Annotated in this window: 18 protein-coding genes; 3 read left to right on the top strand and 15 right to left on the bottom strand. The window is 73.4% G+C overall.

Annotation, left to right across the window (positions count from 1 at the left end):
- Window positions 1-141: 141 nt before the first annotated feature.
- The 14 genes from ACZ7KF_RS04115 to ACZ7KF_RS04180 form a co-directional block, all read right to left on the bottom strand.
- Entirely contained in the window at window positions 142-804 is a 663-nt protein-coding gene (locus ACZ7KF_RS04115; protein WP_471069227.1) for a TetR/AcrR family transcriptional regulator, read from the bottom strand.
- A gap of 4 nt (window positions 805-808) precedes the next feature.
- Window positions 809-1546, bottom strand: a complete 738-nt coding sequence (locus ACZ7KF_RS04120; RefSeq protein ID WP_471069229.1) for an enoyl-CoA hydratase family protein — start codon at window positions 1544-1546, stop codon at window positions 809-811.
- Window positions 1543-3108: a 4-coumarate--CoA ligase family protein gene (locus ACZ7KF_RS04125; protein ID WP_471069231.1), complete on the bottom strand. Its 1566-nt coding sequence runs from the start codon at window positions 3106-3108 to the stop codon at window positions 1543-1545. Before ACZ7KF_RS04125 ends, ACZ7KF_RS04120 begins: the two co-directional genes overlap by 4 nt.
- 20 nt (window positions 3109-3128) lie before the next feature.
- Window positions 3129-4289 (bottom strand): acyl-CoA dehydrogenase family protein, encoded by a 1161-nt coding sequence (locus ACZ7KF_RS04130; RefSeq protein WP_471069233.1) that lies wholly within the window; start codon window positions 4287-4289, stop codon window positions 3129-3131.
- Window positions 4290-4344: 55 nt separating this feature from the next.
- Complete coding sequence (locus ACZ7KF_RS04135; RefSeq protein WP_471069234.1) at window positions 4345-6192, bottom strand: acetyl/propionyl/methylcrotonyl-CoA carboxylase subunit alpha; 1848 nt, start codon at window positions 6190-6192, stop codon at window positions 4345-4347.
- Window positions 6193-6200: 8 nt separating this feature from the next.
- Window positions 6201-7799, bottom strand: a complete 1599-nt coding sequence (locus ACZ7KF_RS04140) for an acyl-CoA carboxylase subunit beta (RefSeq protein ID WP_471069236.1) — start codon at window positions 7797-7799, stop codon at window positions 6201-6203.
- Window positions 7796-9481 (bottom strand): acyclic terpene utilization AtuA family protein, encoded by a 1686-nt coding sequence (locus tag ACZ7KF_RS04145; RefSeq protein ID WP_471069238.1) that lies wholly within the window; start codon window positions 9479-9481, stop codon window positions 7796-7798. Before ACZ7KF_RS04145 ends, ACZ7KF_RS04140 begins: the two co-directional genes overlap by 4 nt.
- A complete protein-coding gene (locus ACZ7KF_RS04150; protein WP_471069240.1) occupies window positions 9478-10272 on the bottom strand; it encodes a TIGR03084 family metal-binding protein in 795 nt (264 codons plus the stop codon). Before ACZ7KF_RS04150 ends, ACZ7KF_RS04145 begins: the two co-directional genes overlap by 4 nt.
- Before the next feature lie 360 nt (window positions 10273-10632).
- Window positions 10633-12312, bottom strand: a complete 1680-nt coding sequence (locus tag ACZ7KF_RS04155) for an NAD-dependent malic enzyme (protein ID WP_471069242.1) — start codon at window positions 12310-12312, stop codon at window positions 10633-10635.
- A 99-nt stretch (window positions 12313-12411) separates the two neighbouring features.
- Window positions 12412-13377: an EamA family transporter gene (locus ACZ7KF_RS04160; RefSeq protein WP_471069244.1), complete on the bottom strand. Its 966-nt coding sequence runs from the start codon at window positions 13375-13377 to the stop codon at window positions 12412-12414.
- 79 nt (window positions 13378-13456) lie between these two features.
- Window positions 13457-15562 (bottom strand): ABC transporter ATP-binding protein, encoded by a 2106-nt coding sequence (locus ACZ7KF_RS04165; protein ID WP_471069246.1) that lies wholly within the window; start codon window positions 15560-15562, stop codon window positions 13457-13459.
- Between the two features lie 115 nt (window positions 15563-15677).
- The gene (locus ACZ7KF_RS04170) at window positions 15678-15809 is read right to left on the bottom strand and encodes a hypothetical protein (RefSeq protein ID WP_263980913.1); all 132 of its coding nucleotides are present in this window, start codon (window positions 15807-15809) and stop codon (window positions 15678-15680) included.
- A gap of 275 nt (window positions 15810-16084) precedes the next feature.
- Complete coding sequence (locus ACZ7KF_RS04175; RefSeq protein WP_471069248.1) at window positions 16085-16852, bottom strand: metallophosphoesterase family protein; 768 nt, start codon at window positions 16850-16852, stop codon at window positions 16085-16087.
- Window positions 16849-19998 carry an FAD-binding and (Fe-S)-binding domain-containing protein gene (locus ACZ7KF_RS04180; protein WP_471069250.1) on the bottom strand — a complete coding sequence of 1050 codons (3150 nt, stop codon included), beginning with the start codon at window positions 19996-19998 and terminating at the stop codon, window positions 16849-16851. Before ACZ7KF_RS04180 ends, ACZ7KF_RS04175 begins: the two co-directional genes overlap by 4 nt.
- 156 nt (window positions 19999-20154) lie before the next feature.
- On the opposite strand from ACZ7KF_RS04180, the gene serC reads away from it, so the two are divergent.
- The gene (serC, locus tag ACZ7KF_RS04185) at window positions 20155-21273 is read left to right on the top strand and encodes a phosphoserine transaminase (RefSeq protein WP_471069252.1); all 1119 of its coding nucleotides are present in this window, start codon (window positions 20155-20157) and stop codon (window positions 21271-21273) included.
- A 254-nt stretch (window positions 21274-21527) separates the two neighbouring features.
- Window positions 21528-22295, top strand: a complete 768-nt coding sequence (locus ACZ7KF_RS04190; RefSeq protein WP_471069254.1) for a hypothetical protein — start codon at window positions 21528-21530, stop codon at window positions 22293-22295.
- Between the two features lie 255 nt (window positions 22296-22550).
- Here ACZ7KF_RS04190 and ACZ7KF_RS04195 read toward each other — a convergent pair whose 3' ends face one another.
- On the bottom strand, window positions 22551-23519 hold the full coding sequence (locus ACZ7KF_RS04195; protein ID WP_471069256.1) for a TolB family protein: 969 nt from the start codon (window positions 23517-23519) through the stop codon (window positions 22551-22553).
- Between the two features lie 122 nt (window positions 23520-23641).
- Here ACZ7KF_RS04195 and ACZ7KF_RS04200 point away from each other — a divergent pair, with 122 nt between their 5' ends.
- Window positions 23642-24325 (top strand): GDSL-type esterase/lipase family protein, encoded by a 684-nt coding sequence (locus ACZ7KF_RS04200; RefSeq protein ID WP_471069258.1) that lies wholly within the window; start codon window positions 23642-23644, stop codon window positions 24323-24325.
- The last annotated feature ends 162 nt before the right edge of the window (window positions 24326-24487 follow it).

The raw sequence follows: 24487 nt of genomic DNA on the forward strand, positions 1-24487 counted from the left end.
TTCGTCGGACCGGTTCGTCGGACCGGTTCGTCGGACCGGTTCGTCGGACCGGTTCGGGACCGGTTCTCAGACCGCTTTGTCAGACGGCTTCGTCAGACCGGTTCGTCAGACCGGTTCCTCGGGCCGGTTCCTCGGGCCGGTTCACAAGTCCGGTTCCCCGGACCGGTCTCGGCCCAGTGCGTGTTCCAGCAGGGCCGCCCACTGGGTGACGACCCGTTCGCGGCGGGCGGTGTCGTCGGTGAGGAGGTTGGCGAGGCCCAGGCCGCGGGCCATGTCCAGGAAGCCCTGGACGGTTTCGCGGACGCCGGGACGGGACTCGTCGGCGCCGAGGAGGTCGACGGCGATGCGGTGGGTCTCGCGGCCGACGCGGGCCTCCAGCTCGGTCACGCGGGGGCGGAGTTGGTCCTCGTTGGAGGCGGCGACCCACAGGTGCAGGGCGGCGCGGAAGAGGGGGCCGGTGTAGAGGTCGACGAGGGCGACGACGACGGCCCGGCGGTCGGCGGCGCCGTCCGGGAACAGGGCGCGCAGGGCGAGGGAGCGTTCCTCGGAGACGTACTCGACGGCGGCGGTGAAGAGGTCTTCCCGGGTGGGGAAGTGGTGCTGGGCGGCCCCCCGGGAGACGCCGGCGCGTTCGGCGACGGCGGCGACCGTGGAGCCCGCCCAGCCGTGCTCGGCGAGGCAGGCCACGGCGGCTTCCAGGAGCCGCTGCCGGGTGGCCCGGCTGCGGTCCTGTTTGGGGCTGCGGTCCGGCTTGGCGCCGTGGTCCCGCCGGGGCGCGGGCTCGCGCTCCGCCGTCGTGCTCATGTGGTCACACCACCCATGCCGCGTCCCGTCTTTCCAGGAAGGCCGTCATCCCCTCCCGGGCCTGCGCGGAGGAGAACAGCCGGGCCGAGAGCGCGGTCAGCTCCGCCGCGTCCCGGTCGAATGTCTCCAGCACCCTAGTCGTGAGCAGCCGTTTCGTCTCGGTCAGGGCCTGTGGGGCGGAGCGGCGCAGGCCGTCGAGGACGGGGGCGAGGGCCTCGTCCACGTCGTCCGACGTCGTCGTCAGCAGGCCCAGGCGGACGGCCTCCGCCGGGCCGAAGCGTTCGCCGGTGAGGTAGTAGCGGGCCAGGGCGCGGGGGTCGGTGCGCGGGATCACCGGGAGGGAGATCACGGCGGGGGCGACGCCGATGCGTACTTCGGTGAAGGCGAAGGTGGCGGTGGCGGACGCGGCGGCGATGTCGCAGGCGGCGAGCAGGCCGAGGCCGCCGGCGCGGACGTGTCCGGTGATGCGGGCGACGACGGGTTTCGGCAGTTCCACGAGCTGCCGGAGCAGGGCCACCAGGGCGTCCGGGTCGGGCGGGTCGCGCAGGTCGGCGCCGGCGCAGAAGGTGGTGCCGCTGTGGGTGAGGACGACGGCGCGTACGTCGGGGTCCTTGCCGCAGTCGGTCAGGGCCGCGGCGAGGGCGGACACCAGGGCCGCGGAGAGGGCGTTGCGGGTGCCGGTGGCGTCCAGGCTGAGGGTGGTGACGGCACGCTCGTGCGTGCGTCCGATCGGTTCGCTCACGTGTGCTCCCTGAGCTGTCGGCGCAGGATCTTGCCGGAGGCGGCGCGGGGGACGGTGTCGACGAAGGTGATCCGGCGTATGCGTTTGTAGGGGGCGACGCGTTCGGCGACGTGGAGCAGGACGTCGTTCTCGGCGAGGTCGCCGGCGTCCGGGTGGCGGACGACGAAGGCGTGCGGTACCTCGTTGCCGTCGTCGTAGGTGCCGATGACGGCGGCGTCGGCGATGCCGGGGTGGGTGAGCAGGAGGGCCTCCAGTTCGGCGGGGGCCACCTGGAAGCCCTTGTACTTGATGAGTTCCTTGACCCGGTCGACGACGAAGAGCCAGCCGTCGGCGTCGACGTGCCCGACGTCCCCGGTGTGCAGCCAGCCGTCGGGGTCGATCATGGCGGCGGTGGCGTCGGGGCGGCCGAGGTAGCCCTTCATGACCTGGGGGCCGCGGATCAGGATCTCGCCCGGCTCGCCGGTGCCGAGGTCCTTGCCGGGGTCGTCCAGGGAGACGATCCGCATCTCGGTTCCGGCGATGAGCCTGCCGACGGTGCCGGCGGGGGCGTCGTGGAGGTGGGCGAGGGGGACGACGTGGGTGCCGGGGGACAGTTCCGTCATGCCGTACGCCTGGCCGATCGGGGGCAGTCCGAGGCGTTCGGAGCAGGCGCGGGCGAGCTGGGCGTCCAGGGGGGCGGCGGCGCTGATGACGTGTTCCAGCGAGGAGAGGTCGTAGTGGGTGACGGCCGGGTGCTTGGCGAGGGCGAGGACGATCGGCGGGGCGACGTACAGGCCGGTGATGCGGTGGTTCTCGATGGCGGCGAGGAAGGTCTCCAGGTCGAAGCGCGGGAGGACGACGACCGTGGCGCCGTTGCGCAGGGGCGCGTTCATCAGGGCGGTGAGGCCGTAGATGTGGAAGAACGGCAGGACGGCGAGGATGCGGTCGCCGGGGCCGGCCGGGACGGCGGGCTCCAGCTGGGCGAGGTTGGTGGCGATCTGCCGGTGGGTGAGCATGACGCCCTTGGGGGTGCCGGTGGTGCCGGAGGAGTACGGCAGTGCGGCGATGTCCTCGGCCGGGTCGAAGTCGATCAGCGGTTCGGGGCCGGTGAAGGCGAGCAGTTCGATCAGCGAGCGGTGGCCGGGCGCGCTGTCGCAGACGAAGATCTCCCGGATACCGCCCGCGCGTTCGGCGGCCCGGCGGGCGGTCTCCAGCAGGGGCGAGACGGTGACGATCCAGCGGGCCGCGCTGTCGCCGAGCTGCTTGGCGAACTCCTCGGCGGTGGCGAGCGGGTGCACGGTGGTGACGGTGGCACCCGCGCGCGTGGCCGCGTAGAAGGCGGTCGGGAAGGCGATCGTGTTGGGGCTGTGCAGGGCGAGGACGTCACCCTTGCGGACGCCCGCGTCGGCGAGGGCGGCGGCGAGCCGCCGGTGGAACCGGTCCACCTGGTCGTACGTGAGAGTGGTGCCGTCCGTGCCGTCGATCAGGGCCGGCCGGTCGCCGAAGGCGGCGGCCCGGCCCAGTACGGCCTCGTGGATGGGGAGTTCTACGGGCGGAACGTCTGCGTACTCGCTGCGGAACACGGTTCCTCCAAGACGGGCGCCTAGTACGACTTGGGCAGTCCCAGGGTCTGGTGGGAGACGTAGTTGAGAATCATCTCCCGGCTCACCGGGGCAATACGAGCCACGCGCGCGGCCGTTATCAACGAGGCGAGTCCGAATTCGCGGGTGAGTCCGTTGCCGCCGAGGGTGTGCACGGCCTGGTCGACGGCCTTCACGCAGGCCTCACCGGCCGCGTACTTGGCCATGTTGGCGGCCTCTCCCGCGCCGATGTCGTCGCCGGAGTCGTAGAGACGGGCCGCCTTCTGCATCATCAGCCGGGCCAGCTCCAGTTCGATGTGCGCCTGCGCCAGGGGGTGCGCGATGGCCTGGTGGGCGCCGATGGGGGCCTTCCAGACGGTGCGGTCGCGGGCGTACTCGACGGCCTTGGCGAGCGCGTAGCGGCCCATGCCGATGGCGAAGGCCGCCGTCATGACCCGCTCGGGGTTCAGCCCGGCGAACAGTTGCAGCAGGCCGGCGTCCTCGTCGCCGACGAGCGCGTCGGCGGGCAGCCGAACGTCGTCCAGGACCAGCTCGAACTGCTTCTCCGCGGCGTTCAGCTCCATGTCGATGGGCCGCTTCTGGAGGCCCTCGGCGTCCGTCGGGACGATGAAGAGGCAGGGCTTGAGGTTGCCCGTGCGGGCGTCCTCGGTGCGGCCGACGATGAGGACGGCGTCGGCGATGTCGACACCGGAGATGAACACCTTGCGGCCGGTGAGGAGCCAGTCGGCGCCGTCCCGCCGGGCCGTGGTGGTGATGCGGTGGGAGTTGGAGCCGGCGTCGGGTTCGGTGATGCCGAAGGCCATCAGGCGGGTGCCGTCGGCGAGCCCGGGGAGCCACTGCCGCTTCTGCTCCTCGGTGCCGAACCGGGAGATCACCGTGCCGCAGATCGCGGGGGACACGACGAGCATGAGGAGAGGTGAGCCCGCCGCGCCCAGCTCTTCGAGGACGATGGAGAGCTCGGAGATGCCTCCGCCTCCGCCGCCGTACTCCTCCGGGAGATTGACGCCGAGGTAGCCGAGTTTTCCCGCCTCGCTCCAGAGTTCGGCGGGGGGCCTGCCCTCGGCGACGGTGCGGACGAGGTAGTCGCGGCCGTAGCGCTTGCCGAGGGCGGCCACTGCGGATCGGAGGGCCTTGTGTTCTTCGGATTCGATGTGCGTGGTCATCGGACTCCTTCGGGCTGCGGGTGATCCGTGGCTGGGCGCGCGGTTCCCCGCGCCCCTAGGGGGTCTGCACCACCGCCAGCAACATGCCGGGCTCGACCTGCCGGCCCGGCTCGATGTGCAGGGCGGTGAGGATTCCGGCGGCCGGCGCCGAGATCTGGTGCTGCATCTTCATCGCCTCCAGCCATATGAGGCCCTGCCCCGCCTGAACCGTTGCCCCTTCCGTCAGTCCGTCGGCGATCTTGACCACCGTGCCCGGCATCGGGGCCACCAGCGAACCCGGTGCGAGCTGGGACGTCGGGTCGGGGAAGCGGGGCAGGGCGGTGAGGCGGACGGTGCCGACGTGGACCTGGTCTCCGTACCGGGACACCGCGAACTTCCGGCGCACCCCGTCCACTTCGAGCACCACCAGACCCGCGTCGGCGTGCACGACCCGGACCCCGTCGGCGGCCAGGCCCTCCCTCGTGTGCCGGTAGCGGACCTCGTGCTCCTCCCCCGCCATCTCGTACCGCTTCACCTGCGGCTGTGAGGCAACGTTGCGCCAGCCGCCGAAGCGGGAGCGGCCGTGGGCGTCGGCGAGGGCGGCGGCCAGGGGGGCGTACGGGTCGGGGGCGGGCTCGGTCAGCCGGTCGAGGTGCCGGTCGTAGAAGCCGGTGTCCATGCGGGCGGCGGTGAACTCCTCGTGGCGCAGGGAGCGCACGAGCAGGTCCCGGTTGGTGACCGGGCCGTGCAGTACGGCGGACTCCAGCGCGCCGGCGAGTCTACGGACGGCTTCCGCGCGCGTGGGGGCGTGGGCGACGACCTTGGCGAGCATCGGGTCGTAGTGGACGCCGATGGTGTCGCCGTCGGTGTAGCCGGTGTCCAGGCGGACGCCGGCCGGTACGGCGAGGCGGTGCAGGGTGCCGGTCTGGGGGGCCCAGCCGCGGGCGGGGTCCTCGGCGTACAGGCGGGCCTCGATCGCGTGCCCGCGCGCGGGCGGGGGGTTGTTGTCGAGGGCGTGGCCCTCGGCGATCCGGATCTGTTCCGCGACCAGGTCGAGCCCGAACACCGCCTCGGTGACGGGGTGTTCGACCTGGAGCCGGGTGTTCATCTCCAGGAAGTGCGCGCGGCCGTCGGCGACCAGGAACTCGACCGTGCCGGCGCCGACGTAGGAGACGGCGCGGGCGGCGCGCACGGACAGCGTCCGCAGCTCTTCCGCGAGCCGCTCGGTGAGTCCGGGCGCCGGGGCCTCCTCGACGACCTTCTGGTGGCGGCGCTGGAGGGAGCAGTCACGGGTGCCGAGCGGCCAGACGGTGCCGTGCGTGTCGGCGAGGATCTGCACCTCCACATGGCGGCCGTGTTCGAGGTACGGCTCCACGAAGACCTCGCCGTCGCCGAAGGCGCTCGCGGCCTCGGCGCGGGCACCCTCCAGCGCGGCCGGGAGTTCGTCCAGGCGGCGCACGATCCGCATGCCACGGCCCCCGCCGCCGGCCGCCGCCTTCACCAGGACCGGCAGGTCGGCCTCGGTGACCTCGGCCGCGTCCAGGGGCGCGAGGCCCATCAGCCGTTTGGCGCGGGTCTTGGACGCCATGGCCTCGATGGCCTCCGGGGGCGGGCCGATCCAGATCAGGCCCGCGTCCGCGACGGCGCGGGCGAAGCCGGCGTTCTCGGAGAGGAAGCCGTAGCCCGGGTGCACGGCGTCGGCGCCGGCGGCCAGGGCCGCCTGCACGATCAGGTCGGCGCGCAGATACGTCTCGGCGGCTGCCGCGCCCGGCAGTCGGACCGCCGTGTCGGCCACGCGCGTGTGGAGCGCGTCCGCGTCGGCGTCCGAGTGGACGGCGACCGTACGGATCCCCCCCTCGCGGCAGGTGCGGAAGATGCGGCAGGCGATCTCGCCGCGGTTGGCGACGAGCACACTCGTGATCACGTGATCCCTCACATCCGGAAGACGCCGAAGCCGCCGCGCGCGCCCTCGTAGGGCGCGGTGTGCAGGGCGGAGAGGCACAGGCCGAGGACGGTGCGGGTGTCGCGCGGGTCGATGACACCGTCGTCGTACAGCCGCCCGGACAGGAACATGGGCAGCGACTCGGACTCGATCTGCTGCTCCACCATCGCGCGCAGGGCGGCGTCCGCGTCCTCGTCGTAGGGCTGTCCCTTCGCCGCCGCGGACTGCCGGGCGACGATCGACAGCACACCGGCGAGCTGCTGCGGTCCCATGACGGCGGACTTGGCGCTGGGCCAGGCGAACAGGAAGCGCGGGTCGTAGGCCCGGCCGCACATGCCGTAGTGCCCGGCGCCGTACGACGCTCCCATGAGGACCGACAGGTGCGGGACCCTGCTGTTGCTCACCGCGTTGATCATCATCGCGCCGTGTTTGATGATCCCGCCCTGTTCGTACTCCTTGCCGACCATGTAGCCCGTGGTGTTGTGCAGGAAGAGCAGCGGGATGTCGCGCTGGTTGGCGAGCTGGATGAACTGGGCGGCCTTCTGGGACTCGGCGCTGAAGAGCACGCCCTGGGCGTTGGCCAGCACGCCCACCGGGTAACCGTGCAGGGCCGCCCAGCCGGTGACCAGACTGGTGCCGTACAGCGGCTTGAACTCGTCGAAGTCGGAGCCGTCCACGATCCGGGCGATGACCTCGCGCGGATCGAACGGGATCTTCAGGTCGCCGGGGACGATGCCCAGCAGCTCCTCCGGGTCGTACGCGGGCGGCGCGGCCGGACCGGGGTCCGGGTACGCCTTGCGGTGGTGGAGGCGGGCGACCACCCGGCGGGCCTGGCGCAGCGCGTCCGGCTCGTCCACGGCGAAGTAGTCGGCGAGGCCGGACACGCGCGCGTGCATCTCGGCGCCGCCCAGGGACTCGTCGTCGCTCTCCTCGCCGGTCGCCATCTTCACCAGGGGCGGCCCGCCGAGGAACACCTTGGCCCGCTCCTTGACCATGATCACGTGGTCGGACATGCCGGGGATGTAGGCGCCGCCCGCGGTGGAGTTGCCGAAGACGACGGCGATCGTCGGGATGCCGGCGGCCGACAGCCTCGTCAGGTCGCGGAAGATGGCACCGCCGGGGATGAAGATCTCCTTCTGCGAGGGCAGGTCGGCGCCGCCGGACTCGACCAGGCTGATGCAGGGCAGCCGGTTGGCGAGGGCGATGTCGTTCGCGCGCAGGGCCTTCTTCAGGCTCCAGGGGTTGCTGGCGCCGCCGCGCACGGTCGGGTCGTTGGCGGTGATCAGGCACTCCACGCCCTCGACCACGCCGATGCCGGTGACGAGGGAGGCGCCGACGGGATGGTCGCTGCCCCAGGCGGCCAGCGGGGACAGCTCCAGGAACGGGGTGTCGGGGTCCAGCAGCAGCTCGATGCGTTCGCGGGCGAGCAGCTTGCCGCGCCCCCGGTGCCGGGCGACGTATTTCTCGCCGCCGCCCGCGAGTGCCTTGGCGTGTTCGGTCTCCAGGTCGGCGAGCTTGGCGAGCATGGCCTCGCGGTGGGCCTGGTAGTCGGGGCCGGTGGGGTCGAGAGCGGTCTGCAGAACCGTCACAGCAGGGTCTCCGGGATGTCCAGGTGGCGGGAGCGCAGCCATTCGCCGAGGGCCTTGGCCTGCGGGTCGAAGCGGGCTTGCGCGGCGACGCCGGCGCCGAGGACGCCCTCGACGACGAAGTTCACGGCGCGCAGGTTCGGCAGCAGGTGCCGGCTGACGGGCAGGTCCCGGGTCTCCGGCAGCAGCTCCCGGAACCTCTCGGCGGTCAGTGTGTGCGCGAGCCACCGCCAGGCCTCGTCCGTCCGCGCCCACACCCCGACGTTGGCGTTCCCGCCCTTGTCGCCGCTGCGCGCCCCGGCGACCAGGCCGAGGGGCGCCCGGCGGGTGGGGCCGGACGGCAGGGGGTCGGGGAGGGGCGGGGCCGGCACGGCCTCCAGGGGCCGCGTCTCGTGAGGCGACGGCACGGGGACACGGCGTCCGTCGTGGAGGACGGCCGTGTGGTCGACCTCCCCCTGGGGCACGTACACATCCTCGAACACCCCATATGGAGCGCCCTTTCCCGGTGGGGACAGCACATGGAAGCCCGGGTAGCTGGCCAGTGCCAGTTCCACGGCGGCACCGGTCAGCGCCCGCCCCACCCTCTGCTGGTCCGGGTCCCGTACGACGAGCCGCAGCAGCGCGCTGGCGGTCTCCTCGGTGTCGGCGTCGGCCCGGTCGGTCCGCACCAGGTCCCAGCGGACCTCCCGCGGCGGCGACTTGGCGAGCGCGCCGGTGAGCTGCTCGCGCACCAGGGCCGCCTTGGCCTCGATGTCCAGCCCGGTGAGGACGAAGACGACCTCGTTGCGGAAGCCGCCGAGCCGGTTGAGGCCGACCTTGAGGTCCGGCGGCGGCGCCTCCCCGCGCACCCCCTCGATCCGCACCCGGTCCGGGCCGTCCTGGCTCAGCCGTGCGGTGTCCAGCCGGGCGGTGACGTCGGGTCCGGCGTACCGGGCGCCGCCGGTCTCGTACAGCAGCTGCGCGGTGACCGTGCCCACGTCCACGAAGCCGCCGGTGCCGGGGTGCTTGGTGACGACGCTGCCGCCGTCGGCGTGGATCTCGGCGAGCGGGAAACCGGGCCGCCGTACGTCCCCTTCCCCGAAGAACGCGTAGTTCCCGCCGGTCGCCTGCGTCCCGCACTCCAGTACGTGCCCGGCGACGACGGCACCCGCGAGGCGGTCGTACACCCCCGCCTCCCCCGGCCGCCAGCCGAAGTGGGCGGCGGCCGGCCCGGTGACGAGGGCCGCGTCGGTCACCCGGCCGGTGATCACCACGTCGGCGCCGGCCCGCAGGCACTCGGCGATGCCGAAGCCGCCGAGGTAGGCGTGGGCCGCGAGGGTGCCCGGGTGAGCGGCGGCGAGGTCGTCGCCCTCGACGTGCGCGACCCGGACGGGGAGCCCGAGCCGGTCCGCCAGTTCCCGTACCGCCCGCGCGAGTCCGGCCGGGTGGAGACCGCCCGCGTTGGTGACGATCCTGACCCCCCGCTCGTGGGCGAGGCCGAGGCAGTCCTCCAGCTGGCGCAGGAAGGTGCGGGCGTATCCGGCGTCCGGGTCCTTCAGCCGGTCGCGGCCGAGGATGAGCATGGTGAGTTCGGCGAGGTAGTCGCCGGTGAGGACGTCGACCTCGCCGCCGGTGAGCATCTCGCGCAGGGCGTCGGAGCGATCGCCGTAGAAGCCGGAGAAGTTGCCGATGCGCAGCGGGTTCACCGGGTGGCCTCCTTCGGCGGACGGCCGGTGCCGGGCGGGCCCGCGAAGGCCTGGGCGAGGGTGAGCCAGCGGTCCGCGTCCGGACCCACGGCCGCCAGGGCGAGGTCGCCCCGGTGGGCGCGCTGGGTGACCAGAAGACAGAAGTCGAGGGCGGGGCCGGTGACGCGCTGGGCGGCGTGCTCGGGCCCGTACGTCCACGACGCGCCGGACGGCGCGGTCAGTTCCACGCGGAACTCGTCGGCGGGCGGGGTGAGTCCGTGCACTCCGAAGGCGAAGTCACGGGTCCGCACCCCGAGCCGCGCCACATGCCGGAGCCGGTCGGTGGGGGGTCGCACCACACCGAGGGCGTCAGCGACATCCAGGGCGTGGGCCCAGGTCTCCATGAGCCGGGCCGTGGCCATGGAGGCAGCCGACATGGGTGGGCCGTACCAGGGGAAACGGGCGCCGGGCGGGGCGTCGCGCAGGGCCTCGGCGAGGGCGGTACGCCCGGTGCGCCAGGTCGCCAGCAGCTCGGCGGGCGGGAGTGCGGCGCCTTCCTCCGCTCCCTCGTCCACGAACGAGTCGGGGGCGGCGAGCGCCTTCTCGACCAGCGCCCGGAAGCCGTCGCCGTCGGTGACGGCCAGCAGCGCCGAGCGGTCGGTCCAGGCGAGGTGCGCGATCTGGTGGGCGACGGTCCAGCCGGGCGCCGGGGTGGGCAGGGTCCATCGCTCCGGGCTCAACTCGGCCACGAGCAGGTCGAGTTCATCGCTCTCGGCACGCAGGTCGTCGATGACGGGCGTCGGGTCGGCCATGGGGGGAGCATGGCAGCGGGAGCAGAAACAATCAAGCGTGCTTGCATGAATTTGATCCCGCCGCCGCGCCCGGCTCGACGGGGTGCTGGGCGCCTCGGGCGGGGCAAGCAGCCGTCGGCGCGGGGGCGGGGCGCGGGCGCGGGGCGCCGGGGCGGGGCGCGACGACTGGGGTGGGGTGCGAGGGGGGGCGTTGGGGCCGGGGCGGGGGGCGACGATCTGAGGCGGGGCGGGGCCCGACGGGGGGCGTTGGGACGGGGCAGGGCGGGGTCTGGGGGCGGCGCGACGATCTGGGGCGGGGCGGGGTCCGACGGGGGGCGTTGGGCCGGGGCGGGGGGCGACGATCCGGGGCGGGGCGGGGGCTCAGGACGGGTCGATCGGTGGGTAGACCGGCTGCCAGCGGGCCGCCCGGACCGCCGCCTCGATGTCGTCCGGGACGGTTCGGGCGACGCCCTCGTCCACCGCCGCACGGGCAACGGCCACGGCCACCGCTTCCGAGGTGGCGCGCAGGTCGCGGATCGGCGGGAGGACCGGCGCGTCGGAGCGGGCGACCTCCGTGTCCCCGGTCCGGCGGGCCACCGCGTCGGCCGCCGCGCGGAGCATGCGGTCGCTGATGCGGGACGCGCGGGCGACGATGACGCCGAGACCGAGGCCGGGGAAGACCAGCGCGTTGTTGGCCTGGCCGATCTCGTACGTCGTACCGTCCCGCTCGACCGGGGCGAAGGGACTGCCGGTCGCCACCAGCGCCTTGCCGCCGGTCCAGTCGAGCAGATCGGCCGGGGTGGCCTCGGCCAGGTCGGTCGGGTTGGACATGGGCAGGATGATCGGCCGCCCGGTGTGCGCGGCCATGGCCCGCACGATCTCCTCGGTGAAGGCGCCGCCCTGCCCGGAGGTGCCGATCAGGATGGTCGGGCGGGCCCGGCGGACCACCTCGTCGAGCGGGATGCCGGACAGGCTCTCGTCCCGGCGCCAGTCCGCGACCTCGTCGGCGGGGCGGGCGTACCTCCTCTGGACGTCGCGCAGCCGGTCGCCCTGGTCGGTGGTGAGCAGGCCGTACCGGTCCACGCACCAGAAGCGGGCGGTGGCCTGCCCGGCGGACAGCCCCTCGGCGATCAGGGCGTCGCGGAGCTGGTCGGCGACGCCGATGCCGGCCGTGCCCGCGCCGAAGACGACGATCCGGTGTTCGGGCAGGGGCACGCCGGTGGCGCGGACCCCGGACAGGACCGCGGCGAGGTTGACGGCGCCGGTGCCCTGGATGTCGTCGTTGAAGGTGCACACCCGGTCGCGGTAGCGGTCGAGGATGCGGTGGGCGTTGGCGGTACCGAAGTCCTCCCAGTGCAGCAGGGCGTCCGGGAAGAGGCGGGTGGCCGTGGTGACGTAGGCGTCGATGAAGGCGTCGTAGGTGTCGCGGTCGACCCGGGGGTGCTGGTTGCCGAGGTAGAGGGGGTTGTCGAGGAGTTCCTGGCGGTTGGTGCCGACGTCGAGCATGACGGGCAGGGTGCGGCGCGGGTCGATGCCGGCGGCGGCCGTGTAGACGGCGAGCTTGCCGACGGCGATGTCGATGCCGCCGACGCCCCAGTCGCCGATGCCGAGGATGCCCTCGCCGTCGGTGGCCACGACGAGATCGACGTCCCCGGCGCCCAGGCCGCTCGCCCGCAGGGAGCGTTCGATGTCGTCGGTGGCGTCCACGGACAGGTAGACGCCGCGCGGACGGCGGAACTCCGTGCTGTAACGGCGGATCGCCGTGCCGACCGTGGGGGTGTAGACGATGGGCAGCATCTCTTCGAGGTGGTCGCCGACGAGCCGGTAGAACAGCACCTCGTTGCGGTCGTGCAGGGCGGTCAGGTAGACGCTCTTGGCCAGGTCGCCGGCCTGGTCCCGGAACTGCCCGTAGGCGCGCTCCGCCTGCTCGTCCTGGGTGAGCACACGGGGCGGGATCAGCCCGACGAGGTCGAGCGCGCGGCGCTCCGCCTCGGTGAACGCCGTGCCGCGATTGATCCGGGGATCGGCGAGCACGGCTCGCCCGCGGGCGGTGACCTTCATGGGATCCACTTTTCCACACGACCGACTCCCGCGCGCGGTCGGGCGGCTACCTCTGGTGACGAGAGGCGGGAGGAGTGCGAAGTCGTGCGGGCCGTGGGCTCACTGGCCGTCGACCGGGAGCGGCGGCACCTTTTGCCGGCCCACCTGCGTCCGCACCGCGCCGACGCTCGCCGCGACGACCAGGGCGATCGCGGCGGCCTCGGCGGCGGACAGGGCCTGGCCGAGGACGAGGAAGCCCGCCGTGGCCGCGATGGCCGGTTCCAGGCTCATGAGGACGGCGAAGGTGGAGGCCGGCAGCCGGCGCAGCGCCAGGAGTTCGAGGGTGTAGGGCAGGACCGAGGAGAGCAGCGCCACCGCCGAGCCGAGGGCGATGGTGGTGGGGTCCAGCAGCCGGGTGCCGGCGTCGGCGATGCCGATGGGGAGGAAGAGGAGAGCCGCGATCGCCATGGCCAGGGCCAGGCCGTCGGCCTGCGGGAAGCGGCGGCCCGTGCGGGCACTGAAGACGATATAGGCGGCCCACATGGCGCCGGCGCCCAAGGCGAACGCGACACCCGTGGGGTCCAGATCGCTGAAGCCTCCGCCGCCGAGCAGGAACACACCCGCGAGAGCGAGGCCCGCCCAGACCGCGTTGATCGCCCGGCGGGAGGCGAGGACGGACAGAGCCAGCGGACCGAGGACTTCGAGGGTCACCGCCGGGCCGAGGGGGATGCGGGCGACCGCTTCGTAGAACAGGCCGTTCATCGCGCCCATGGCGACGCCGAAGGCGATCACCGTGCCCCAGTCGGCGCGGGAGTGGCCGCGCAGCCTGGGGCGGCACACGAGCAGGAGCACCACGGCCGCCGCGAGCAGCCGCAGGGTCACCACGCCCAGCGCGCCCGCCCTGGGCATCAGGGTCACGGCCAGGGCGCCGCCGAACTGCACGGAGACGCAGCCGGCCAGCACCAGTCCGACGGGGCCGAGCGAATCGACGCGCCGGGGCCCTCCGGCAGGCGGGACCCGGGTCGGCTTGGCGGTGCTGGAGGTGGCGGTCACGGGCGGTCCTGGTGCTCGATCGAGTTCGTTCATCGCGGTGTACTGCGAAGTCCAGAGTAATGGACTTCGTCAGGTGCGTGAACCCTTCAAGCAACTGTCCCGCATGCTGGGATCAGATGCCAGGCCGGCCCTCCTCGTCACGGAACAGCGGACGGCCGTCGGGCAGAGCGGCCGGGACGGGCAGGACGGGCGGGACCGTCGCTGTCGGGCCGGAGGGCTCGTACACCGCTTGGGGCCAGACCGCCTGGGCGGGATGCGCGTCATAGGCGGCGCGGCCGGCCTGGGCGTACACGGCGTGACCGGCCTGGGCGGCGTACGCGGCGTGACCGGCCTGGGCGGCGTGGGGCTCGTATCCGTACGGCTGCTGCCGCTCGTACGCCGGTGCCTGCGGCTGCTCCTCCTGCCACAGCGGCATGCGCAGCTCGCCGGTGTCCAGGACCGCGTTGTTCTGCGAACGGTGCAGCCGGGCGTAGGCCCCGCCGCGGGCGAGGAGTTCGTCGTGGCGGCCGGTCTCCACGACGCGACCGCGGTCCACGACGAGGATGCGGTCGGCGTCGGGGGCGAGGTTGAGATCGTGCGTGATCATGATCGTCGTGCGGCCGGCCATCAGGCGGCGCAGGGGCTGGACGACCCGACGGGCGGCCATCGCGTCCAGGCCGGTGGTCGGCTCGTCCAGGACCAGGACGGGCGCGTCGCGCAGGATGGCGCGGGCGATGGCCAGGCGCTGGAGCTGGCCGCCGGACAGCCGGGCCGAGTGGGGGTCGACCCGGGTGTCGTAGCCGTCGGGCAGCCGGAGGATGAAGTCGTGGGCGTCGGCCGCCCGCGCGGCGTCCTCGATCGCCTGGCCGCTGGCGCCGGGCCGCCCGCAGGCGATGTTGGCGCGCACGGTGTCGTGCAGCACCAGCGTCTCCTGGGGGAGCAGGGTGACGTACTCGCGCAGCCGGGCCAGCGGGAAGTCCCGCAAGGGGACGCCGTCCAGCAGGACGTCTCCGGAATCCGGGTCGTAGAAGCGCAGCAGCAGCTTGGAGACCGTGGACTTGCCGGCGCCGCTCGGGCCGGTGATGATCACCAGCTCGCCGGGGCCGGCCGCGAAGGAGAGAGCGTCGAGCGCGGTCCCGTCGGCACCGGGGTAACGGAAGGAGACGTCCCGGACCACGACCGTGCCGTCCGGGCGGCCGGTGCCGGAGGGGCGCCGGGGGTCGGCGACCGAGGGCCGGACGTCGAGGATCTCGATGAGCCGTTCGGCACCCGCGGTGGCCGCGGTGACCGTGAGGCCGAGCTGGGCGAGCCCGCGGACGGGCGGGTAGAGATAGCCGAGGAAGGCGGCGAAGGCGAGGAGCTGACCGAGGGTCATCCGGCCGGTGGAGATCTCCCAGGCGCCGATGCCGATCACGGCGAGCACGCAGACCGTCTCGATGACCTGGACCAGTTGCTCGTAGGCCTCGTTCAACCGGGTGGAGCGGACCGAGGCGCGGAACCAGGCGTTCGCCTCCGCGTGCAGCCGGCGGCGCTCGGCGTCCCGGCGGTCGTAGGCCTGGGTGAGCACGATGTTCCCCAGCGACTCCTCCACCACCGAGGTGATCGCGCCGTCGGCGACCCGGCCCTCGCGGGAGACGTCCTTGATGGAGCCGGAGAAGCGGCGGGCGGCCAGCCAGAACAGGGGGGCGAGGACGAAGGTGGCGGCGGCCAGGTCCCAGCGCAGCCAGAACGCGGCGACGGCGTAGAAGAGGGCGGAGAAGACCGCGGAGGCGGCGCCGACCAGGCCCGAGACGACCATCGTCTCGATCGCCTCGACGTCGCTGGTCAGCCGCGAGAGCAGGTCGCCCTGGCGGTGGCGCTGGAAGAAGTGCGGGGGCAGCTGCTGGACGTGGTCGAAGACGTGCTCGCGCAGCCGCATCACGAACCGCTCGGTGATCCACGCGGCCAGCGAGTTGCCCGCGTACGCGACGAGCGCGCCGACCACCGCGATCCCCAGCCACTGCACGGCCGGACTCCAGAACGCGGCCAACGAGCCCTGCTGCAGGGCGTGGTCGGTGAGATCGCCGAACAGCAGGACCGCCTCGGTCTCGGCGAGCGCGGCGAGCACCGTGCACAGCCAGACCAGCAACAGCCAGCGGCGCAGTCCTCTGGTCAGCGGCCAGAAACGGCGGAATGCGGTGCGGGCCGGAATGGTCGGGACGTCCGCGCATTCGGATCCCTCGGTCTCATCGATATCCATGCACACACCCTTCGACATTCCCTGCGCTTCCTTTCACCGGCTCCCGCGAATTCGACAGGAAGGGAAAAGGGGGTCGACGGTGCACCGTCGACCCCCTTTTCCGCTCAGCGTCGGATCAGCGATCCTGGCCGGGCAGCGGCTTGGGCAGCGGCTTCGGCGCGTGCTTCTTGGGCTTCGGCTTCGGCGGCGGCGGGAGCTGCTTGTTCTTGGGCTTGGGGGGCAGCGGGGCAAGCTTCTTGAAGCTCATTCCGACTCCTAATGTCGCGCTGTTCTTGTGGTGCTGAATTCCGCGTCCGGAACCCGACATCCAAGAATTTACACGTCCGCCACCGCCCCGAACGGCAAAAATGGCAAAGGAGCGCTGTGAATCCCCTGGGAAAAGCTGGGTATGGGGCGAACAACCTGAGAACGCGCTCAGCGCCGGGCCGTGCGGACGCCGAGCGCCGTGTGCCGCGGCCGGTTCAGCCCTTGTGCGGCAGCCCGTCGAGGGGGGGCGCCGTGGAGATCGCGGTCCGCCTCGTCCTACGAAGCGCTCCGCCCGTCCTTCGGCCCCCACGCCTCCAGCACCTCGGTGTCCGTCGCACGGGCGTACAGGAAGTAATCGGCCCACTCGGCGATGTCCGGGTAGGCGCACTCCCGGATCAGGCGCGCCACCGCCGCCGGTATGTCGTACCGCGTGACGCGCAGGTCGGTGCCGGGGCCGAGGAGGCACCAGTGGGCGCCGGGGCGGCCGTAGGGCATGCCGACGCTGCCGGGGTTGACCACCAGGCGGCCGTGGGCCAGGCGGACGTAGGGCATATGGGTGTGGCCGCAGACGACGGTGCCGATGTCGGGCGGCAGGCCGGTGAAGACCTCCGCCCAGCGGGCCGGGCGGGAGTCGACCAGGACCAGTTCCTCGTCGTCGCGCGGGGTGGCGTGGCAGAACAGCACCTTGCCGAGGCCGCGCACGCGCAGGGTGCGGGTGCCGGGGAGGGCCGCCAGGAAGTCGATCTGGTCCGGGCGGAGCGCCTCGGCGGCGTAGGGGCCGATGGGGTCGGGGATCTCCGTGCGCTCGCCCCGGCGGTACTCCACCAGCTCCCGGTCCGCGTTCCCGCCGACCCACAGCACCCGGTCGCCCTGCGCCCGCAGCAGGTCCAGCACCTCGGCCGGCTGCGGGCCCGCCGTGATGTCGCCGGTGAGGACGATCCGTTCGGCGGCGGCCACCTCGGGCTCCGCCAGGACCGCCTCCAGGGCGGGCAGTACGCCGTGGATGTCGGAGAGGACGGCCACGCGCGCGTGTTCCTCGGTCACCTGGTGTCTCCCTCCGGCGCGTCCAGGGCCTGCGCCAGCACCTCCGCCAGATGCCGGCCGCGGACCCCGGCCAGCTGCTCCAGCTGGGTGCGGCAGGAGAAGCCGTCCGCCAACACCACCGTATCCTCGGGTGCTTGCCGCACCGACGGCAGGAGCTGCTCCTCCGCGCAGGCCCGGGAGACGTCGAAGTGGCCCTTCTCGAAGCCGAAGTTGCCCGCCAGACCGCAGCAGCCTCCGCTCAGCTCGCCGGTGAGGCCCGCGGCGGCGCGCAGCCGGCGGTCGGCGGCGTCACCGAGCACCGCGTGCTGATGGCAGTGGGTCTGGCCGGCGACCGGGCGGGCGAGGACGGGCGGGGCCCAGTCGGGGGCGTGCCGCTCCAAGGTCTCGGCGAAGGTGAGGACCGAGGAGGACAGCCGGGCCGCTCGGGGGTCGTCGGGCAGGAGTTCCGGGAGGTCGGTGCGGAGGGCCGCGGCGCAGCTCGGCTCCAGCACGACGACCGGGAGCCCCGCCCGCAGCACCGGTTCCATCAGGTCCAGGGTGCGGCGCAGGACCGTGCGGGCGCGGTCCAGCTGGCCGGTGGAGACATAGGTCAGGCCGCAGCAGACCCGGGCCCGGCGGGCCGTGAGCAGCGCGGTCGCCGCCTTCGTCCGGCCGTCGGCGAGGGCTCCGCGGCCCGGCAGCAGCGTGGGCGGGAGGGCCACCCGCAGTCCGGCCGCCTCCAGCACACGGACGGCGGCCCGGCCGACGGACGGGGACAGATGCTCGGTGAAGGTGTCCGGCCAGAGGACGACCAGCTCGCCGCCGCCCGCACCCGCCCGGCCGTCACCGCCCTGAACCGGCCGCCCCTCACCCGCCCGCCCCGACCGTCCCTCGCTCGCCCGGCCCGACCGCCCCTCAGCCGCCCGCCCCGACCGGTCCTCGGCCGCCCGCCCCGACCGGTCCTCCCTGCCCGGCACAGGCCGGTCCTCGACAGTCCGGCCCGACACGTCCTCCCTGCCCGGCACAGGCCGGTCCTCGCCGCTCCGCGCCGGCGCGCCTCCGGTCGGCCGTCCGGGTTTCCTCCCGCGCCACCATGCCGTGAACGTCTGTGTCGCCAGGCGCGGGATCTCCCGTTCCGGTGTGATGCCGGCCCACCGTTTGCCGATCCGGGCCAACGGGCCCGCCGACGCCAGCGCGTTGAGCACGGGGGCCGTGCGGGTGCGGGCGGCCCGGTCGAGCCATTCCGGCAGCCGGCCCATGCTGAGGTGGGCGGCGGGACGGCGGCGGCCGGCGTAGTGGTGGTGCAGGAACTCCGCCTTGTAGGTGGCCATGTCGACGCCGACCGGGCAGTCCGACCGGCAGCCCTTGCAGGACAGGCACAGATCGAGGGCGTCCCGGACCTCCGTCGAGCGCCAGCCGTCGGTGATCAGCTCGCCCGCCAGCATCTCGTGCAGCAGCCGGGCCCGGCCGCGGGTGGAGTGCGCCTCCTCGCCGGTCGCCCGGAAGGAGGGGCACATCACGGCGGGCCCGGGCGCCGTGGCCGTACGGCACTTGGCGACGCCGACGCAGCGGCGGACGGACGCGGCGAAGTCACCGCCGTCCGCCGGATAGCCGAAGGCCACGTCGACGGGGCGGCGGGGCAGCACCGCGAAGCGCAGGTTCTCGTCCAGCCGCGCCGGGCGGACCAGCATGCCGGGGTTGAGCAGGTCGTCCGGGTCCCAGACCGCCTTGGCCCGCTCGAACAGCGCCACCGTGTGCGCGCCGTACATGCGGGGCAGCAGCTCCGCGCGGGCCTGGCCGTCGCCGTGCTCCCCGGACAGGGAACCGCCGTGGGCCACCACCAGATCGGCCAGCTCCTCGGAGAACCGCCGGAAGCGGCCGATGCCGGCCCCGGTGAGCAGGTCGAAGTCGATGCGGACGTGGATGCAGCCGTCGCCGAAGTGGCCGTAGGGCGTGCCGCGCAGGCCGTGGGACGCCAGCAGGGCGCGGAAGTCGCGCAGATAGGCGCCGAGCCGGGCCGGCGGCACGGCGCAGTCCTCCCAGCCGGGCCAGGCCTCCGTGCCGTCCGGCATCCGGGTGGCCCGGCCGCTCGCGTCCTCCCGGATCCGCCACAGCGCGCGCTGGGCCGCCGCGTCGGTCACCACCAGCGCGTCCACGACATCGGCCGCGCGCACGACGTCCCGCGCACGCGCCCGTGCCTCCGCCGCCGTCTCCCCGCCGGTCTCCACGAACAGCCAGGCGCCTCCTGCGGGCAGCCCCGCCCCGGCCGGCACCAGGTCGGCGGCCATGCCCTCCACTGTCAGCGGACGCAGCGGCAGCAGGCCCGCGGCGGCCTCGGCGGCGGCGCTCTCGTCGGGGTACGCGAGCACGGCCAGGGCACGCGCCGGCGGCGCCTCGACCAGGCGGACCACGGCCTCGGTGAGGATGCCGAGGGTGCCCTCGGAGCCGCAGAAGGAGCGGGCGACGTCCGCGCCCTTCTCGGGCAGCAGCGCGTCCAGTGCGTAGCCGGAGATACGGCGGGGCAGGTCCGGGAAGCCCGTGCGCAGCCGGGCCAGTTCGCCCTCGGCCAGCTCCCGCAGCCCGTCCGGGGCGCCCGCCCAGCCGGGTCCGAGCCGCAGCCGCTGCCCGCGCGCGGTGACGACGGACAGCTCCCGCACGCTGTCCGCGGTCGTGCCCCAGGCCACCGAGTGGGAGCCGCAGGAGTTGTTGCCGATCATCCCGCCGAGCGTGCACCTGCCGTGCGTGGACGGATCGGGGCCGAAGCGGAGTCCGTGCGGGGCGGCGGCCTCCTGGAGGCGGTCGAGGACGAGCCCCGGCTGCACGACGGCCGTCCTGCTGCCCGGGTCCAGCTCCAGCAGGCCGGTCATGTGCCGCGTGAAGTCCAGGACGACGCCGGTGCCGGTCGCCTGCCCGGCGATCGACGTGCCCCCGCCGCGCGCCACGACCGGCACCCCGCGCGCCCGGCACACCTCCAGCACGGCGGCCACGTCGTCGGCGTCTCTCGGAGCCACGACCCCCAGCGGGACCCGCCGGTAGTTGGAGGCGTCCATGGTGACCAGCGCCCGGGAGGTGGCGTCGAAGCCGACCTCGCCCCGGACGGCCCTGGCCAGGGCCCCCGCGAGATCCGCGACCTCCGCGGCATCCGTGACTTCCGCACGATCCGTCATGCGTCCAGGATGCATCCGATCACGGACAGTCACCGCATGTTTTCCACAGCCGCACGCGTATCGTCGTACGACATTACAAGTCCCCGTCCCGGTGATCTCGTCTCATCGAACGGACACGTCTCCGCCTCGCTTTCCGTCACCGGCTAACCTCCTCCCGTGGCCGACATCCAGATTCCCGCTGACATCAAGCCCGCCGACGGACGTTTCGGCGCTGGCCCCTCCAAGGTGCGCACCGAGGCGCTGGACGCCCTCGCCGCCACCGGTACGTCCCTGCTGGGCACCTCTCACCGGCAGGCGCCGGTCAAGAACCTGGTCGGCAAGGTCCGCGAGGGCATCTCCGAGCTGTTCTCGCTCCCCGAGGGCTACGAGGTCGTCCTGGGCAACGGCGGCTCCACCGCGTTCTGGGACGTCGCCACGCACGGCCTGATCGAGAACAAGTCGCAGCACCTCAGCTTCGGCGAGTTCTCCTCCAAGTTCGCCAAGGCGGCCAAGCTTGCCCCCTGGCTGGCCGAGCCGACCGTCGTCGCCGCCGACCCCGGCACCCACCCCGAGGCGCGGGCGGAGGCGGGCGTCGACGTCTACGCCTTCACCCACAACGAGACCTCCACCGGTGTCGCCATGCCGATCCAGCGCGTGGCCGGCGCCGACGAGGGTGCCCTCGTGCTGGTGGACGCCACCTCCGGCGCGGGCGGCCTGCCGGTCGACATCGCCGAGACCGACGTCTACTACTTCGCCCCGCAGAAGTCCTTCGCCTCCGACGGCGGCCTGTGGATCGGCGTCTTCTCGCCCGCCGCGATCGAGCGCGCCGAGCGGATCCACGCCTCCGGCCGCCACGTGCCGGAGTTCTTCAGCCTCCCCACGGCGATCGACAACTCCCGCAAGAACCAGACGTACAACACCCCGGCCCTCGCCACGCTCTTCCTGCTCAACGAGCAGCTGGAGTGGCTCAACGGCCAGGGCGGCCTCGCCTGGTCCACGGCCCGCACCAAGGACTCCTCGACCCGCCTGTACGGCTGGGCGGAGGAGGCCAAGTACGCCACCCCGTTCGTCGCCGACCCGGCCAAGCGTTCGCAGGTCATCGGCACGATCGACTTCTCCGACGAGGTCGACGCCGCCGCCGTCGCCAAGGTGCTGCGCGCCAACGGCATCGTGGACACCGAGCCGTACCGCAAGCTCGGCCGCAACCAGCTGCGCATCGCGATGTTCCCGGCGATCGACCCGGCGGACGTCGAGGCGCTGACGAAGTGCGTCGACTACGTGATCGAGAAGCTCTAGCCGCTTCGCTGAAGCCGCGACTGCTTCACTGAAGCCGCAACCGCTTCATTGAAGTTGCAACCGCTTCATCGAAGCGAAGCCGCAACCGCTTCGATCGCGCCGACGAAAGGGCGCCCGGTGTCCACCGGGCGCCCTTCGCGTGTCTCCCCGCCCCTGCGGCCACGGGTCCCCGGCCTCGCCGACGGAGATCGACATACCGGTTCTCGTCGATATCTCGTGACAATGGAGGAATGGGTAGATTCAAGCGAGTTCCCGTGAGCCCTTCCGCGCCCACCGCGTTCGCACGCCACCGCCGCACCCTCCTGACGGCCTCGGCGCTCCTGACCGCCCTCGGCACCCCCGCCGTCCTGCCGGTGGCGACCGCCGCCGCGGCCCCCGCCGCCAGGACCACTACCGAGGCCGCCACCGAGGCCGCCACGGAAGCCACCACCGACCCGGGCGCCCGCTACGCGGGCAAGGCCGTCGCCATCGGCCAGGACCTGGTGGCCGTCCTGCGCAACGACCCCGGGGCGGGCGGCCCCGAGGCGTGGATCCGTGCCGTGCCGCCGCACTGGCGGCCGGGTGACGCCTACATGTACCGCGTCCTGGCCAAGCTCGACCGCAAGCACACCGCGTCCACCCAGCGCGGTCTCTCCCTGCGCCTGGCGGGTCCCGACGGCTCGGCCCCCGCGCTCCGGGTGACCGGCGCCAAGAGCGGCACGCACACCTTCCCGCTCCCCCGGGCCGGCACCCCGGACGCCCGGGGCTGCACGATCGTCGAGGAGAACTTCATCGGCGCCGGGGCCGTCGCCGTGCTGAGCAACGGCCCCAAGGGACCGGAGGCGTTCTTCAAGGACGCCGGTGGCGGCACGCGCTTCGGCGGGGTCGTCAACCGCGCCCATCCCGCGCTGCCGCGGAGCGCCGGGTTCGTCGCCCGCATCGTGGACCCCGACGGGGCGGCCCCCAAGCTGCTCACCACCATGGAGGGCGGCGGCCACCCCGCGGACACGACCCCCTTTCCGGCGCCCGGCTGCGTGAAGTGACGCTCCGGCAGGACCCGCGGGCCTGAGGACGGACGGCCCGAGGACGGACGCCCGACGAACAGCGACCCGACGACGGACGGCCCGAGGACGGACGCCCGACGAACAGCGACCCGACGACGGACGGCCCGAGGAGAGCGACCTACGGACAGCGACCCGACGACGGACGGCCCGAGGAGAGCGACCTACGGACAGCGACCCGAGGACGGGCTGGAGCGAGACCCGCTCACGCGGCCGTGGCCCCGCTCGCCCTCCGCCTCACCTCCGCCGCAGCCGGCGCAGCCCGAACACCGCCGCCACCCCGACCGCGACGATCACGGCGCCCACCTTCAGGCTCGCGCCGCCGCCCTCGCCCTCCTCGCCGCCCGAACCCCCGCTCGCCGAAGGCGACTTCGCGGCGGGCCGGTCCGGGGCGTCCACCGCCTTCACGGCACTGTCCGCGCCCTCGCTGCCGTACATCAGCTTCGTGCCGTCGGCGGAGTACGACACCGACTCGCCCTGCCCCTGCAAGGGCACGTCCAGGCGCCCCTCGCGCTTGATCCGGCCGCCGTTCCAGTCGTAGAAGACACCGCCGAAGTAGCCGCGTACGGCGAGCTGTTCGCCGTCCGGGGAGAAAGCGGCGTCGGTGGCCCAGAGGTCGACGGCGGTGACCCGCCTGAAGACGTTCGCGCCGGAGGCGGAGAGAGTGGCCGGGCCCTCGTACAAGTGCCCGCCGTCCTCCTTCTTGTCAATGATGTAGACGCGCCCGGTCTTCGGGTGGACCAGCAGCGACTCGGCGTCCCGGGGTCCGTCCGCGTACTTCACGACGTACTGCGTGGCGGTGACCGTCTGGTCCCGCAACTGCTTCGGCTCGGGCAGCCGGTAGATCCACACGTACGGCCACCTGCCGCCGAAGTTGTCGCCGATGTCGCCGACGTAGATCTCGTTGTGCGGCCCGATGGAGATGGCCTCCACATCGCGCGGGGAGCCGATGCCGCGCAGGGTGATCCGGGCGACGGTCTTGCCGGACGCGCCGTCCACCGCGTACAGGTACGGCCCGTCGTCGCTGTCGTTGTGCGTCCAGTAGACACCGGGGTGCAGCCGGGACGCGGCGAGCCCGCTGGACTCCGTGATCCGCGGATCCTTGAGGGTGAACCCCTGGTCGCCGGTTCCCCCGGCGGCGGAGGCGGGCAGCGCGCAGGCGCCGGCGAGCAGGACCCCGGCGAGAACGGCGAACGATCGACGCATGCCCCAAGCCTGCCATCTCCGGCCGGGGTTCAGGAGACGTGATCACACCGGCCGGGCGGACGTGGTCCGCCTCACAGCCACCACGGATCCCACCGGTCCCGGCGATCGTCCATCATGACCGGATGCTTAGGTTCATGCCCGTGGGCGACTCCATGACGATCGGGAGCGCGGGCGAACACACGTGGCGTTACCGGCTGTGGCGGCATCTGTGCGCGGCGCACGGCGGCCCCTTCACCTTCGTCGGCCCGCGCGAGACGCTGTACGACAAGCAGGCCGACGCCCCGACGTCCCTCGCCTACGCCGAACCCGGCTTCCCGCGCGCGCACCTGGCGGGGTGGGGCGAGGGCTGGCTGCACATGGCACCGCTCATCGGCGACGCGGTGCGCGCACACCGCCCGGACGTGCTGCTGGTCTCCCTGGGCCTGATCGACCTCGGTTTCTACACGAACGCCGAGCAGACCGCGGAGAACGTACGGGCCTTCGTCGCCGCGGCCCGGGAAGCCGGCCCGCGCGTCCGCATGGTGCTGCTGCCGGTGATCCCGAACATCCGGGCCGAGGCGGACGCGTCCTTCGCCGAACAGGTGGACCACTTCAACGTCCTGCTGGCGAAGACGGCCGCCGACCTGGACGAGCCCCGCTCGCCGATCCTGCTGGCGTCCCCGCCGGAGTCGTACGACATCCACACCGACACCTACGACGGCACGCATCCCAACGCCCGTGGCGAGCACCTGATCGCGGAGGCGTTCGCCGGGGCGATGCGGGAGGCGTGGGGGATCGGACACGCGTACGCGGCTGGAACGGATTGACCTGATTCCGGTGCCGCCGGATCACCGTGCGTGTCGTTGAACCGCGCGACCGCACTCGCCGGTGGGGGCCGGGGAGGAGCGGATCGAGACCACGGTCCCCTTCGGCAGCGACCTGGACCTCGCCAACACGGTGGTCGGTCTCACCCTGCGGACCGGCGAATT

The organism is Streptomyces sp. NPDC038200 (assembly GCF_055600785.1).

Coding starts and splice junctions, on each gene's coding strand:
- ACZ7KF_RS04115 (WP_471069227.1), bottom strand. CDS start 804: ATGAGCACGACGGCGGAGCGCGAGCCCGCGCCCCGGCGGGACCACGGC.
- ACZ7KF_RS04130 (WP_471069233.1), bottom strand. CDS start 4,289: ATGACCACGCACATCGAATCCGAAGAACACAAGGCCCTCCGATCCGCA.
- ACZ7KF_RS04150 (WP_471069240.1), bottom strand. CDS start 10,272: ATGGCCGACCCGACGCCCGTCATCGACGACCTGCGTGCCGAGAGCGAT.
- ACZ7KF_RS04155 (WP_471069242.1), bottom strand. CDS start 12,312: ATGAAGGTCACCGCCCGCGGGCGAGCCGTGCTCGCCGATCCCCGGATC.
- ACZ7KF_RS04160 (WP_471069244.1), bottom strand. CDS start 13,377: ATGAACGAACTCGATCGAGCACCAGGACCGCCCGTGACCGCCACCTCC.
- ACZ7KF_RS04165 (WP_471069246.1), bottom strand. CDS start 15,562: ATGGATATCGATGAGACCGAGGGATCCGAATGCGCGGACGTCCCGACC.
- ACZ7KF_RS04170 (WP_263980913.1), bottom strand. CDS start 15,809: ATGAGCTTCAAGAAGCTTGCCCCGCTGCCCCCCAAGCCCAAGAACAAG.
- ACZ7KF_RS04180 (WP_471069250.1), bottom strand. CDS start 19,998: ATGACGGATCGTGCGGAAGTCACGGATGCCGCGGAGGTCGCGGATCTC.
- ACZ7KF_RS04195 (WP_471069256.1), bottom strand. CDS start 23,519: ATGCGTCGATCGTTCGCCGTTCTCGCCGGGGTCCTGCTCGCCGGCGCC.
- ACZ7KF_RS04200 (WP_471069258.1), top strand. CDS start 23,642: ATGCTTAGGTTCATGCCCGTGGGCGACTCCATGACGATCGGGAGCGCG.